Source organism: Pedobacter sp. Hv1 (genome assembly GCF_001412215.1).
Lineage (GTDB): Bacteria > Bacteroidota > Bacteroidia > Sphingobacteriales > Sphingobacteriaceae > Pedobacter.
In genome coordinates, this window is sequence record NZ_LLWP01000003.1 from 189,513 (window position 1) to 202,719 (window position 13,207).

Annotated in this window: 14 protein-coding genes; 4 read left to right on the forward strand and 10 right to left on the reverse strand. The window is 36.5% G+C overall.

The window, feature by feature from the left end; all coding sequences use genetic code 11:
* Positions 1-69: 69 nt before the first annotated feature.
* On the reverse strand, positions 70-1,017 hold the full coding sequence (locus AQF98_RS07215; RefSeq protein WP_055131254.1) for a hypothetical protein: 948 nt from the start codon (positions 1,015-1,017) through the stop codon (positions 70-72).
* A gap of 170 nt (positions 1,018-1,187) precedes the next feature.
* Between AQF98_RS07215 and mqnB the strand changes: the two genes are divergently transcribed.
* Positions 1,188-1,811, forward strand: coding sequence for a futalosine hydrolase (mqnB, locus tag AQF98_RS07220; protein WP_055131255.1), 624 nt, complete (start codon positions 1,188-1,190; stop codon positions 1,809-1,811).
* 45 nt (positions 1,812-1,856) lie between these two features.
* Positions 1,857-2,711 (forward strand): menaquinone biosynthesis family protein, encoded by an 855-nt coding sequence (locus AQF98_RS07225; protein ID WP_055131256.1) that lies wholly within the window; start codon positions 1,857-1,859, stop codon positions 2,709-2,711.
* Positions 2,712-2,717: 6 nt separating this feature from the next.
* Here the strand turns inward: AQF98_RS07225 and AQF98_RS07230 are convergent, their stop codons facing one another.
* The 8 genes from AQF98_RS07230 to AQF98_RS07265 form a co-directional block, all read right to left on the reverse strand.
* A complete protein-coding gene (locus tag AQF98_RS07230) occupies positions 2,718-3,101 on the reverse strand; it encodes a hypothetical protein (protein ID WP_055131257.1) in 384 nt (127 codons plus the stop codon).
* 4 nt (positions 3,102-3,105) lie between these two features.
* The gene (locus AQF98_RS07235) at positions 3,106-4,341 is read right to left on the reverse strand and encodes an ABC transporter permease (RefSeq protein ID WP_055131258.1); all 1,236 of its coding nucleotides are present in this window, start codon (positions 4,339-4,341) and stop codon (positions 3,106-3,108) included.
* A 78-nt stretch (positions 4,342-4,419) separates the two neighbouring features.
* Positions 4,420-5,058, reverse strand: a complete 639-nt coding sequence (locus tag AQF98_RS07240) for an MBL fold metallo-hydrolase (protein ID WP_055131259.1) — start codon at positions 5,056-5,058, stop codon at positions 4,420-4,422.
* Position 5,059: 1 nt separating this feature from the next.
* On the reverse strand, positions 5,060-6,367 hold the full coding sequence (locus AQF98_RS07245) for an alpha/beta fold hydrolase (protein ID WP_055131260.1): 1,308 nt from the start codon (positions 6,365-6,367) through the stop codon (positions 5,060-5,062).
* 1 nt (position 6,368) lies between these two features.
* Positions 6,369-6,953: a gliding motility lipoprotein GldD gene (gldD, locus tag AQF98_RS07250; RefSeq protein ID WP_055131261.1), complete on the reverse strand. Its 585-nt coding sequence runs from the start codon at positions 6,951-6,953 to the stop codon at positions 6,369-6,371.
* A 1-nt stretch (position 6,954) separates the two neighbouring features.
* Positions 6,955-7,695 (reverse strand): shikimate dehydrogenase, encoded by a 741-nt coding sequence (locus AQF98_RS07255; protein ID WP_055131262.1) that lies wholly within the window; start codon positions 7,693-7,695, stop codon positions 6,955-6,957.
* A gap of 79 nt (positions 7,696-7,774) precedes the next feature.
* Positions 7,775-8,542, reverse strand: a complete 768-nt coding sequence (locus tag AQF98_RS07260) for a phosphosulfolactate synthase (RefSeq protein WP_055131263.1) — start codon at positions 8,540-8,542, stop codon at positions 7,775-7,777.
* A 58-nt stretch (positions 8,543-8,600) separates the two neighbouring features.
* Positions 8,601-10,004, reverse strand: coding sequence for a lipopolysaccharide assembly protein LapB (locus tag AQF98_RS07265; protein WP_055131264.1), 1,404 nt, complete (start codon positions 10,002-10,004; stop codon positions 8,601-8,603).
* A gap of 245 nt (positions 10,005-10,249) precedes the next feature.
* Here AQF98_RS07265 and AQF98_RS07270 point away from each other — a divergent pair, with 245 nt between their 5' ends.
* On the forward strand, positions 10,250-10,714 hold the full coding sequence (locus AQF98_RS07270) for a nuclear transport factor 2 family protein (RefSeq protein ID WP_055131265.1): 465 nt from the start codon (positions 10,250-10,252) through the stop codon (positions 10,712-10,714).
* Between the two features lie 122 nt (positions 10,715-10,836).
* Positions 10,837-12,378, forward strand: a complete 1,542-nt coding sequence (locus tag AQF98_RS07275; protein ID WP_055131266.1) for an aldehyde dehydrogenase family protein — start codon at positions 10,837-10,839, stop codon at positions 12,376-12,378.
* A gap of 153 nt (positions 12,379-12,531) precedes the next feature.
* Here AQF98_RS07275 and AQF98_RS07280 read toward each other — a convergent pair whose 3' ends face one another.
* Positions 12,532-13,173, reverse strand: a complete 642-nt coding sequence (locus AQF98_RS07280; protein ID WP_055131267.1) for a GIN domain-containing protein — start codon at positions 13,171-13,173, stop codon at positions 12,532-12,534.
* Between the last annotated feature and the right edge of the window lie 34 nt (positions 13,174-13,207).

The window sequence follows — 13,207 nt, forward strand, 5'->3', positions numbered from 1 at the left end:
CTTAACACTCGTTCATCAATCTTCATATTTTAGTAATTTTTACCTCAACAGATCCTATTTTAGAAGCACTCAATTACTGGAGAATTTGTATAAAAATTTTTTGACCTTCCACCAAAAAAAACGATTTGTTGACGATGTAGCTTCTTGAACATCAAGCATTGATTTTTCTCTTAATTGTACCACAATGTGGTCAAAGCATACCTCTTCTAAAAAGTAATGGTTAAAAATGTAATTACATTTCTCTTGCATGCTTTGATATTTACCACTTTTATGAACTTCATCAACCTTTTCGATGCACTTTTTTTCATCTTTTTCGAAAATGATAAAGTCAGTCCAGTTAATTTTATCTGCAAATGGCAAAATCATATCCGTATTTACCAAAACCGGAATTCTTTTAGAGGCTAATACCTGATAAAACCGCATAGAGTAATTGCCAGCGCCTCGATTGGATAAGATGTATTGATTATCCATCATGTTTTTATAGAAATCGGAAACTATCTCTTTGTTATTTGGTGCTCCACCCCAAAACTTACTTCTGAGTATAAAATCGCAGTGCATTTTACTGCTCTCTTTAAAAACCCGAATCAATTTTTTACGATGTTTTGAGAATAATCCACAAAACCCAACCTTAGGCAGTGCAGACGAGCCAATTTGCGGAAGTGGTTTTCTCAAGGTTTCCCAGATATAGGGCATCACGATCTCATTGGGTTGAATTCCACTTGCCCGTACGCTTGTTCTCAATAAAATAATATTATTAAACATGGGATATTGATATTCAAAATCATGAATAATGAAAATGAGAATCTTTTTTTGAGAACTTTCGTACTTTTCATTTAAAACTTTGATCAGTTTTAAGGTGTGTCTAGGTTTGTGGACGATTTGGTGATGAATAATCACATCACATTCTTCAATTTCAGCATATTGATAAGATTTATTCTTAGTTATAAAAGATAGTCTATCGTCAAAAGAATCAGCATGATAAACCTTTAAGGGAGGTTGAGTTACTTGGCCTTGCAAAATGGGTGTATGTTAAATTATAAATAGAGTTATACCGTTTTAAACTAAAACCATACCATATCTTCATTTATAATAAAAGTGTGACAGATATATCCCAAAAGCCTTTTATGATAACTGCCTAGCATTATTCTAAACCAAAACCATAGCCAAAAAATCTTTACATTTACTACATGAAACTATTAATTGTTGCGGCAACTCAAGCAGAGCTAGCTCCTGTATATGAACATTTCGGCTTGCCAAATGCACATTTTATACAGCAGGAAAAATTTGATATCCTGATTACTGGTGTGGGCATGACTGCTACTGCGTTTGCATTGGGCAAATACCTAAACAACACTTACAACCTTGTACTTAATGTGGGTATTGCCGGAAGTTTCGACAAACAGCTTCATTTGGGTAGTTTGGTAAATATCTATGAAGATACATTTGCCGAATTGGGTGCTGAGGATCATGATCAATTTATTAGCCTCGATGAATTGGGTTTTGGCCAAATCACCTTTAATTCGAGCTATGATTTGATTGATCTACCAAAAGTAAAAGGCATTACCGTAAACAAAGTTCATGGCAATACCGAAAGCATTAATGCCATTATTAAACGTTTTAACCCGCAGACCGAAAGCATGGAAGGCGCAGCGGTATTTTACGCCTGTAACTTAAGCCATATTCCGTGTGCACAGGTAAGAAGTTTGTCTAATGAGGTAGAACCAAGGGCTAAGGAAAACTGGAAAATTGGTTTAGCCATTACAAACCTAAATGAGTGGTTAATTGATTTTATTACTCAGCAAACGAAATGAGTTAAACATGACCATTTGAAATACATTTAGCTTTATTTTTACCGTATGAAATTGACACTTGGTTTTTCGCCCTGCCCTAACGATACTTTTATTTTTGATGCCTTAATTCATCATAAAATTGACACTGAAGGTTTGTCTTTTGAGGTTTCTTTTGATGATGTAGAAACATTGAACCAAAAAGCAATGCGAGGCGAATTGGATATTACCAAATTGAGTTTTCATGCCTTTGCTTATGTAATTGAAAAATATGCGCTCTTACATGCTGGTAGTGCACTTGGTTTTGGGGTTGGGCCACTGTTGATCTGTAAAAAAGAAAAAGCAGCAACAATTGAGGCCCAATTAAAAGCGGAAAACTATGAGTTGAGCACGGGCATTCCAGGAAAGTACACCACCGCCAATTTTTTATTGGGTGTTGCCTATCCTAACTTAACCCATAAAAAAGAATTGGTTTTTTCTGAGATTGAAGATGCGCTGATCAATGAGCAAATAGACTTAGGGCTGATCATTCACGAAAACCGTTTTACCTATCAAGATAAAGGTTTACACAAGGTTATTGACCTTGGCAGCTACTGGGAACAATTAACAGGTTGTGCAATCCCATTAGGGGGAATTGTAATTAACCGCAATTTAAGTACAGAAGTACAACAAAAAGTAAATCGATTGATCAGAAAATCTGTTGAATTTGCTTTTGCCAACCGTAAATCTGGAATAGATTTTATCCGCCAACATGCGCAAGAAATGGATGAAGCCGTAATGTACAAACACATTGAGCTGTATGTAAACAAATACTCTATTGATTTGGGCCAAGAAGGTAGGAAAGCGATTGATACCCTTTTTGCAATGGCCACAAAGCATAACTTGATCCCTAGCTTTGAACAAGATTTATACGTGCCTTCATAAAAATCTTTATTGTGCGCAAGGACCTTCAGGAATTTGTTTACTGATTTTAAGTAGTTTGGTAACTACCATTGTAGAATCATAATCTCCAGTTACAGTTGTGGTATCCGATTTCACAAAATGACATTGCACTTCAATGTATACAGGTACGTATGGTTTTTCGAACCCTAGGTTACTGTAGGCCAACTCTAAAGTTTTTGCACTATCTACCACCCAGTATTCTCTACCTTCTTCGCAGTCGGTAAAAGACTTCACTTCTGGGCCAAAACTGTACAGTCCTTTAGAAACTACAAATTTATCTTTCTGATCTTCCGATTTTGGATTACGGTTACAGGCTGCAAAAGCAGTAACCACTAGCATTAAAACTAAAAATATTCTCTTATTTGTGTGCATGTTCTTATAGGTCTTGATTTAAACGGTCTATCTTCTTTACGCTTAAATTTGATGCCAAAGAAGAGGCTATTAGTGAAAAAATACCAACAGTAACAAAGACTAAAACAAAGTCTTTCCATTTAAGTGCTATCGGATAGGCATTACTCATTCCCAACATCCCAGTTTCGCCCATCTTAACCAAGCCAAAATGTTGTTGAACCAAGCAAAAGATTAATCCGATTAACAGGCCAAAGATACAACCTGTTAAGGTAATCATCATGCCTTCTAACAAAAAAATACGTTTGATCAACTTTTTTCCAGCCCCTAAGCTACTTAAAATAGAAATGTCTTTCAATTTCTCTATCACCAGCATGGTCAATGAACCAATGATATTAAATATAGCGATAATTAATATAAATGTTAAAATTATATACACCATCCATTTTTCAGAACCCAAAACATTGTAAAGTGCCTGGTTTTGTTGAATCCTGTTTTTAATTACAAAAGCATCTCCAAGTTTATCGGCTATCTGTTTTTGAAGCTTATCTGGATCAACGCCTTTGTTTACATTAATCTCTATAGCTGATATGTTATTTTCTTCTTGCAAGAGCTCACGGGCGAATGACAAAGGCACAATCACCAGGTTATCAAACTCTTGTTGAACTTCAAATACCCCAGAAGGTGGAATATTGAGTATCATAAAATCATCTAATGGGTTTATTGACCCTCCTTTTACACCCTTTTTAGGTGAGTAAATTTGTAGTGGTTCAAAGGCATCACTAGGGTTTACACTTAAATATGCCTGTAATGCAGATCCAATAACAGCATTGGGCCCACTGCTATTTTGTAGCACAAAGTGACCATCAACAATAATGCTATCTAAGCTTTGATTTTTTAAAAAATCGCTACTTACACCTTTTATCAAGGCGGGTGCTTGTTTGTTGTCATATCGAACCAGCGCATTTTCGGCCAATACCTCTGTATAAGAGTAGATGGATTTATTTGCTTTGAGCTCGTTAAAATAAACTGTGTTTGGATTAAAGGTTTTGCCTTGAGCTGGAGAAATAATTAGCTGTGGGGTAATGGTATTGAACATTTTAAGGATTACACTCTCAAAGCCATTAAAAACCGTTAAAATGATAATTAACGCCGCACTACCCACAAACACACCCAGCACAGAAATTGCCGAAATGATATTGATGGCATTGGTAGATTTCTTTGCAAAAAGATACCTGCGGGCGATGTAAAGTGCGGTGTTCACGTTGTAAAGATAAGTAAGATGGAAGATGGAAAATGGAAAATATCGAATTATATTCCTTACACCTTCTATTTTTCCATTTTAGCTCAAAAAAGGATTATTCAATTTCTCAAAACCAATTGTAGTAGATGGTCCATGGCCTGGAAAGACCTCACAATCATCGGGCAATTGGAATACATTTTCTTTGATGCTACGAATAAGTTGTTGATGGTTGCCTCCGGGTAAATCGGTTCTGCCTATGCTTCTGTAAAACAAGACATCGCCGCCTATTAAAAAGTTCTCATCGGCTGCGTAAAAGCACAAATGTGCTGGTGAATGCCCAGGGGCAAAAATTAACGCCAACTCACTATTGCCAAAAGTTATTGTTCCACTTTCTGGCAAAAAGGTATCTGGTTCTGGAGAAAGTTCGTAATGCATGCCCATCTGTGGTGCATAACCGGCTACAGCTTGCAAAATATACAACTCACCTTCGTGAAATTGTGGTTTTAATGCCCAATTGTCAAAAACAAATTTATTACCCAATACATGATCGATGTGGCAATGGGTGTTTAACAATAACGTTGGCTTAAGTTGATTTTCTTTAATAAAGGCAACCAGCTCATTTTGTTCTGAACCATCGTACATGCCTGGATCTATAATTACACAAGCACTAGTTTCATCGTACAAAACATAGGTATTTTCCTGATAAGGATTAAAAGTAAATTTCTTTAAACTAATCATTTTATTTTTTTAAGATCCAATTGGCAATGGTATCAATTACCTCAATTGGCACATTTTGTGGAAGGTTATAGTCTGCTATGGTATTTGTTGAGCCTGCAGCGACAAAGAGATGCCCTAGATTTGGAAAAGAAACAGCCATTGCTTTTTTATTCTTTTCGATGGTATTTTGCCACAGTTTAAAATCGGTCATACTTACTTGAAAGTCTTTTTCTCCCTGTAAAACCAATATTTTCCCATTATATTTTTTCAATATGGTAGTTTGACTGTAGTTGTTCAGATCTAAAATATAAGATGCTGGGCCATAAACTGTCTGTAAATCTGGCTTTCTGTTGCCCAAGGTCTTAAACCTGGTTTCGTTGAGCAGTGTAATTGCTGAATCTAATGTTTTGGGATCAATTCTATTTTGCGTAGCACTCAATTTATTTTGCTCGATAGAAATGTCTTGAAAAGCTCTGGCAGGTGCCGCAGCCAAAACAACTCCAGCAATGGTGCTATTTTCTACGGCTATACGTGGCGCAAGCATTCCACCTAAGCTATGGCCTAATACATAGATTTGGCTTACGTTAACATTTGCCAATGTTTTGGCCAATGCTATGGCGCTCTTTACATCTGCTTCGGTTTCTTGTTTTACTGTAACTACCTCACCGGCTTTGGTAAAATTTGCTCCGTATACTTTTGTTCTCTTATCGTATCTTAAAGTGGCTATTCCTTTTGCAGCTAAACCTAATGCCAAGTCTCTAAACATTTTGGTGCCACCTACTGCCTCATCCTTATCGCCAGGGCCAGAACCATGTACCAAAATGAGGATAGGAAAATTAGCCCCATTTTTAGGCACAGTTAGTATGCCAGGTAATTTGAAATCGTTGGTTTGCACAACAATCTGCTTTTCTTCATAAAGACTTGAGTTGGCATAAACCGGATCTTTATATCTTTCTTTTAAATTCTCCTTCGGTACAAAAAAACCAATAACGAGCCCTTTATCGCCAATAGTTAAGGTAAACAAAGGTGTGGCATACTCAAATGAGGCATTGATCAACACATAATTTACTCCATTTTGAGTTAATTTAGATGTTTTAATAATCCCATTAAACTTGCCGTACTTCTGTAAAAACTGTTGTTGCAAACCCAATATCTGACCTGCGCTAACCTTGCTTTTAAACTCATCTGCAAAATAATGGTAAGCAGCTGGTTTACCCTCAATAAATAATTCGAAGAATTTATCTGCATTGAGCAAGGTACTGTCGCTTTGGGCTTTTGCTACAGGCGCATAAAACACTAACGCAATCAATAGATAGTATAATCTTTTCATCTTAGTTTTTCCATTTAAAGGTTTCGATCATTCTGTCGATATCCTTTTTGATAAATTTAACCACGGGTTGCAAAGAATCGTATTGTGGCTTTTCATTAAAATATAAAGCCCCTCTAAAGTAATGTTTAGTGCTATCTGTTAAGAAAAATTGGACTGAGGAAGCGGTATTCCCTTCGATGGCATAATAAACACCATAAACCTTTTTATCAGGATAATTGATTAATTTTTTATCTATCGAGTTCGCTTTAATGGTATGCGTCATGGCCAAGGTTCTCGCCCCTTCTGTCATGTCATCATAATCTTTTTTAGAAGAGAAATCGTAATAGGTAAGGTGCAGTTTACCATTAAACTGTGGAAAATTTAGGTTGTTCCAGCAAGGCAAGGCATTTCTTTCATCATCTGCTACCATTTGAGCATACACGGGGTATTCAAAGGTAAACGGACAGCCTGAATCAAAAACCTTGTATTCCTTTTTTGGGAAATCAATCCTAAAATACCCTCTTGGTTTTGGTGTATAAGTTGATTCGCTGGTACAAGCTACCATTAGCGCAAACAACAACAATAAAAGTAAATGGCTTTTCTTCATGTTAGGTATTCCAAATATACCAAGAACGTTCGGCTTGTAGGTATAACATTTCCAATCCATTTTTGATGGCACCGCCCTGTGCTTTAACCAAACCTAAAAATTTTGTTTCTTCAGGGTTATAAACCAAGTCGTAAGCAAGGTGTTGATCGCTAACAAATTGATAAGGGATAGGTGGGCACGAATCCAAGTTAGGCGACATGCCCAATGGAGTAGTATTGATTAACAAGGTATACTCTGCCAAAATTTCTTTAGTAACAGCAGAATAGAGTATCGTATTGGGTGCTGGATTTCTGACTACCACCAAATATGGGATATTTAACTGTTGCAACACATATTTTACCGCTTTTGCAGCACCTCCATCGCCAAATATCAATGCTTTTTTATGGTGATCTTTAAGTAAAGGCTTTAACGATTCTGCAAAACCATAAGCATCGGTGTTGTAACCTTTGATCCAACGTTCTGCATTTTTTCTTCCGATATGGATGCAGTTTACCGCACCAATTTCTTTTGCAGCTTCGTCAATTTCATCTAAAAAAGGTAAAACCTGCACTTTATAAGGGATAGTTACATTTACCCCATGAAGACCTGACCGATCTGAAAGTTCTACAAATTGGTCGATCCGTTCTAAGGGAAACAACTCGTATTTACAGCCTGCAATTTTCTCATTGGTAAATTTTTCTGTAAAAAATTTCTTCGAAAAAGAGTGCGATAAAGGAAAACCAATTAAACCAAATGTTCTCATATTTTATAAAAAAACCATCGACAAAAGCCGATGGTAATAAATACTGCCTACTGTATAACGAATACAGCAAATATTTTTTCTATTTTCCTTTATTCAAGAAATAGTCAAAAGTATCGCCTCTTAAGCCCAATCTAATGGTTTCTAAAGGAATTACTTCTGCTGGTGCAATATTGCCCAGATTTACATTTGTACCTATTAATTTAATAAACCAAACTTGTTGTTCTTTCTGAGGAGCTTCCCAGATAATGGTTTCTTCAGGAATTTGAGTTAAAATTTCGTCTACCAAACCTTCTCTCACCTCGCCAGTACCACGGTAAATACCCACATTTCCACCTTCACGAGCCTCGGCAATTACTTTCCAAGAACCTGCTTCTATTTCTGCCTTCATTAAGGCAATCCATTTATAGGGTGCAAATATTTTAGCTGCATCTTTAGAACCCACTTCAGAAATTACGGTAACCTGGGTTGATAATTTTCTAATGAATTCGCATTTAACATCATGCTCAATATCCATAGAGCCATCAGAAATCTCTGCATATTCCATCCCGAATTCTTCTAAAACCCTACGGTAATCGTCAAACTGGTTACGGATGGCAAAAGCTTCGAACAAAGTTCCACCAAAATAGGTTGGAATGCCTGCGCTACGGTAAAGCGCTAATTTTTCTTTCAGATTTGGGGTTACATAAGAGGTAGCCCAACCCAATTTTACAATATCTGTATGTACACCTGCAACTTCTATAAAGTCTTCAACTTGTCTAAGACTTAATCCTTTATCCATCACCATTGTTAAACCTTTTTGACGGGGCTTTACTGAACGTTCTGGAATGTCATTTAATTTGTAATTCATATATGGTGCAAAGGTTAAAAAAACTCTGCTATTTTTGAAGAATAAAACCTGTTAATTTCTATTTTATATATTTATTGATGACTTCAATTATTAGTCCATTATCTTGTAATTGGGGCAAATATTCAAATAAAATATAATGTTTTTCGGGATCGGTTACCAAAGCGGTCTCTAGATAGGCAATGGCATCGTTACTCTGGCCTAATGCAAATAGATAAGCTACCATGCGGTAATAAAGTTCTGCTGCATCTGGATTATTCTTAATGGCTTCGGCCATTGTTTCTGAGGCTTCTAACAATTTACCCTGCTCATATAAAACTGTCGAAAAATCTAGCCAAGCTTCTACATCTAAAGGATTATATTCTAAAACTTTATAATAGGCCGTTACCGATTCTTCAATCTGGCCAAGTTTATAATGCGCATCGGCCATGGCAAACCAGAAATCTGGATTTTCATCGTCCAATTCAATTGCTTTTTTATAAAAATGTAGCGATTCGAAAAAGCGTTCTTCAAAATTCAAGGTTACTCCAATACCAAACCAAGCATCGGCCATCTTTGAATCCATCTTTACAGATTTTTTATAGTAAGAACGGGCTTCGTCCATCTGCTCCAATTTTTCGTAACATTCGCCTATGGCACAATAGGTATCTGCATTTGGCGGTTCGTATTCAAAAGTCTGTTTATAAACCGCAATTGCTTCTGCATATTTATCCAATTGCACCAATGCATTTCCTTTATTGTAATAGGCTGAAGCAAAGTTCTCCTTGATCAGGATGGCATAATCGTAAGCATCAATCGCTTTTTCAAAGAGGTCTAACTTATGATAAGAGTTGGCCAAGTTGTACCAAGCCGCATAAGAATAAGGGTCGCTATCAATGTATTCTTGATAAAACTGGATACTTTCTTCTTGTTTATCTAAAATATCATAACAAAAGGCCAGTTCGTACAAACCGTCTTTGTTTTCCATATTCTGTTCTAAGCTTCGCTTGATGTAAACTATTGCAGTTTCATAATCGTGCATATTTTGATACACGTAAGCCATCTGCAATAAAATCTCATCAGTTGTTTCGGCCAATTCCAGTGCTTTTTCAAAATTCTCCAATGCTTCTGCATGGCGATCCAAGTTCTGGTAAATGTTACCACGCAACACATAAATATCAGGCTCTGATGCCTCTAACATTTCTGCTTTTTCAAGTGCTGCAAAAGCCTTGTCTACCTGATTGGTAAACAATAACAATTGTGCTTGTTTAATTAAGAAAACCGCAGCATAAGGATGCTGACTTAGGGCATACTCAATAACTTGCAGTGCTTTAACGGGATCGTTCTTTTCTATGTAGTTATCTATGATATACTCAAACGCTTGTGCATCAAAAAAATATTGATCCTGATTGCGGATCATTTCTTCGTAACGTTCTATCGAGTGTTGAGCATCATCATTAAAATCAAATTCAAATTCTTCTTCCATGTCCTGAATATTTAAAAGAACAAACCCAGTTAACTAATTCCTTATAAGTTTACGTTTTTTATAAGATGAGTTAAGAAAATAATTTTCAACATACACACACCCATCGAGATAATCAACTAATAATAAAAGATTTAGCGTTTGTTGGGTGTGAATGGCTCTTAGGCTTATACCGCTACAGAATGTTGTTCTTTTTAATTAATTACAAAATAACATATATTTAATTCAAAATCAGTAAAATTCAAGTCATGAAACAGTTTTGTCTTATTCTTTCACTTTTCTTTACCCTTACAGTTCAGCAAAGTTTTGCCCAAACCAATACAGAAGAAAGTGCTGTAAAAGTGACCATTAATCGGTTATTTGAGGGCATGAGAAAATCTGATACGACAATGATTCGCAGCGCCTTTGCTGCAAAAAACACTATGGAAACCATTGCCAAGAACAAAGAAGGTAAATTTGTGGTCAGAACAGAAAGTGTAAACAATTTCATTAAAAGCATGGGTACACCACATCCTGAAATGTACGATGAACGAATTGTATTTACCAAAGTATTGATTGATGCCAACTTGGCCAGTGTTTGGACAGACTATAAGTTTTATGTAGGCGATAAGTTTAGCCATTGTGGTGTCAATTCATTTCAGCTTTTTAAAGGAGAAGATGGCTGGAAAATCATTTATATTATTGATACCCGAAGAAAAGACGATTGTAAATAAATACATCCTGGTTGGCATGGGCACGAACCAAGGTTGAACAACAACAATTTATATTTTGGTAATCCTCCTTAATTTTTTGTTGTTTTGTAGAAATCGATTTTCAGATTAAATATCATTAGTATATGAAAACAAATATCAATGCCATTTTAAAACAGTTAGGGATTGAAGACCTCAATCCGGCTTACAGTACTGGCAGCAATTGGAGCAAAACCACGAGCGAAAAAATTATCGAAAGCCACTCTCCTGTTGACGGGAAAAAGATAGCTTCAGTTTACGTAGCTTCTGCAAAAGATTATGATTCGGTTGTAGCTACTGCACAAACTGCTTTTTTACAATGGAGAACAGTTCCGGCACCTAAAAGAGGAGAAATGGTTCGTCAATTTGGCGATGCCTTAAGAGCAAACAAAGAAGCCTTAGGCACTTTGGTTTCGTACGAAATGGGCAAAAGCTTACAAGAAGGCTTTGGCGAAGTGCAGGAAATGATTGATATCTGCGATTTTGCCGTGGGTCTTTCTCGTCAGTTATATGGTTTAACCATGCATAGCGAAAGACCAAACCACCGCATGTACGAGCAATGGCATCCAATTGGAATTGTTGGTATTATCTCTGCTTTTAATTTCCCTGTTGCGGTTTGGAGCTGGAATACGGCCTTGGCATGGGTTTGTGGTAATGTTTGCATTTGGAAACCATCTGAAAAAACACCATTAACCGCAATTGCTTGTCAACATATTATCCAAAAAGTTTTGGAGGCAAATGATGTACCTGAAGGTGTATCTAACTTAATTATTGGCGACAGAGAAGTAGGTGAATTGTTGAGCAACGATGCTCGCATTCCTTTGGTTTCTGCTACAGGTTCTACCCGAATGGGTAAAGCTGTTGGTGCCGCCGTAGGTGCTCGTTTAGGCAGAAGTTTACTGGAATTAGGTGGAAACAATGCCATCATCATCTCAAAAGATGCAGATTTAGACATGTCTATTATTGGCGCTGTATTTGGCGCTGTTGGTACTGCAGGTCAACGTTGCACCACCACCCGTCGTTTAATTATACACGAAAGTGTTTATGATGCTTTTACCGCTAAATTGGTTAAAGCTTATGGACAATTGCGCATTGGTGATCCTTTAGACCAAAACAATCACGTGGGCCCATTAATTGATACCGATGCAGTGGCTAATTATTTAGATTCAATAGCAAAATGTAAAGCAGAGGGTGGAAACTTTGTAGTGGAAGGCGGTGTTTTAACTGGCGAAAACTACACTTCTGGCTGTTATGTTAAACCTTGTATTGCAGAAGTTAAAAACGAATACAAAATTGTACAGCACGAAACCTTTGCGCCAATTTTATACCTGATCAAATATAAAGAACTTGACGAAGCGATTGCTTTACAAAATGGTGTTCCGCAAGGACTCTCTTCAGCAATCATGACCTTAAACTTAAGAGAGGCCGAGCAATTCTTATCTGCTCAAGGTTCTGACTGTGGTATAGCGAATGTGAACATCGGTACTTCTGGTGCTGAGATTGGTGGAGCTTTTGGAGGAGAGAAAGAAACAGGAGGTGGTAGAGAAAGTGGTTCTGATGCATGGAAAGCATATATGCGCAGACAAACCAATACCATTAACTACGCCAATACTTTACCTTTAGCACAAGGCATTAAATTTGATTTATAATCATGATTTATAATGTTAATGGCCCGTGTCTCCACGAGCCATTAACATCAAAAAAAAGAGCCTCAATTTTGGGGCTCTTTTCCTTCTAAAAAACTAAATATATGATAGGGGTTATTATTTTTTAGTTCTTCCAACTTCCTTTGGCACTTTATCTTATTTTACAACTTCAGCATCAGCAGTTGGGAAGCTATTTAAAGCTTGTTTGGCAACAGCCACTTTAGCATATACTGGAGCAATGGTGTTTACAGTTGCGTTATCTGCAATGAACTGATCCATGCTCATTTTAGCTTGTGAGCCTAAGATTGCGTAATGTTCTGTAGTTGATCCGCTCAATACTAATTTTGCATTGTCTTTAATAGAAGTGTATAAGTTAATTGTTGTTGCATTGATATCAGCAGTTGCTTTATCTTTTAAAATTACATCTAAACTTAAGAAGCTAATTTTACCGAAAGTTTTAACTGTTGCGTTATCTCCTGCTTCAATTGATGAAAGGTTACGTACATAAACAGTAACTGTTAATCTTTCTTTTTCGAAAGAGCTGATGCGCAATACACCTTCTTTCTCTTGTACCAATGCATTTTTAGAATAGTAGCTGTCGTTTACTTTTACACTTTCTGTTGGTGCCTGTACCAAGATCACATCAACATTACCTTTTACTTCTAGTTTGCTGATATTTTTTACTTGATTTAATACAGTAACGTTGTTTGATTTTACATCTGTTGATGCGAATGCAGAACTGGTTAATACTACTAGTGTTAATACTGCTGCGAATAAGGTTTTAATAGAAGTTTTCATAACTTTAATATTTTAAATGATTGTTTATCTTTTA

Bases quoted from the DNA above. Each gene is read 5' to 3' on its own strand.
- mqnB (WP_055131255.1), top strand. From the start codon at position 1,188: ATGAAACTATTAATTGTTGCGGCAACTCAAGCAGAGCTAGCTCCTGTA.
- AQF98_RS07225 (WP_055131256.1), top strand. From the start codon at position 1,857: ATGAAATTGACACTTGGTTTTTCGCCCTGCCCTAACGATACTTTTATT.
- AQF98_RS07230 (WP_055131257.1), bottom strand. From the start codon at position 3,101: ATGCACACAAATAAGAGAATATTTTTAGTTTTAATGCTAGTGGTTACT.
- AQF98_RS07240 (WP_055131259.1), bottom strand. From the start codon at position 5,058: ATGATTAGTTTAAAGAAATTTACTTTTAATCCTTATCAGGAAAATACC.
- AQF98_RS07245 (WP_055131260.1), bottom strand. From the start codon at position 6,367: ATGAAAAGATTATACTATCTATTGATTGCGTTAGTGTTTTATGCGCCT.
- gldD (WP_055131261.1), bottom strand. From the start codon at position 6,953: ATGAAGAAAAGCCATTTACTTTTATTGTTGTTGTTTGCGCTAATGGTA.
- AQF98_RS07255 (WP_055131262.1), bottom strand. From the start codon at position 7,695: ATGAGAACATTTGGTTTAATTGGTTTTCCTTTATCGCACTCTTTTTCG.
- AQF98_RS07260 (WP_055131263.1), bottom strand. From the start codon at position 8,542: ATGAATTACAAATTAAATGACATTCCAGAACGTTCAGTAAAGCCCCGT.
- AQF98_RS07265 (WP_055131264.1), bottom strand. From the start codon at position 10,004: ATGGAAGAAGAATTTGAATTTGATTTTAATGATGATGCTCAACACTCG.
- AQF98_RS07270 (WP_055131265.1), top strand. From the start codon at position 10,250: ATGAAACAGTTTTGTCTTATTCTTTCACTTTTCTTTACCCTTACAGTT.
- AQF98_RS07275 (WP_055131266.1), top strand. From the start codon at position 10,837: ATGAAAACAAATATCAATGCCATTTTAAAACAGTTAGGGATTGAAGAC.
- AQF98_RS07280 (WP_055131267.1), bottom strand. From the start codon at position 13,173: ATGAAAACTTCTATTAAAACCTTATTCGCAGCAGTATTAACACTAGTA.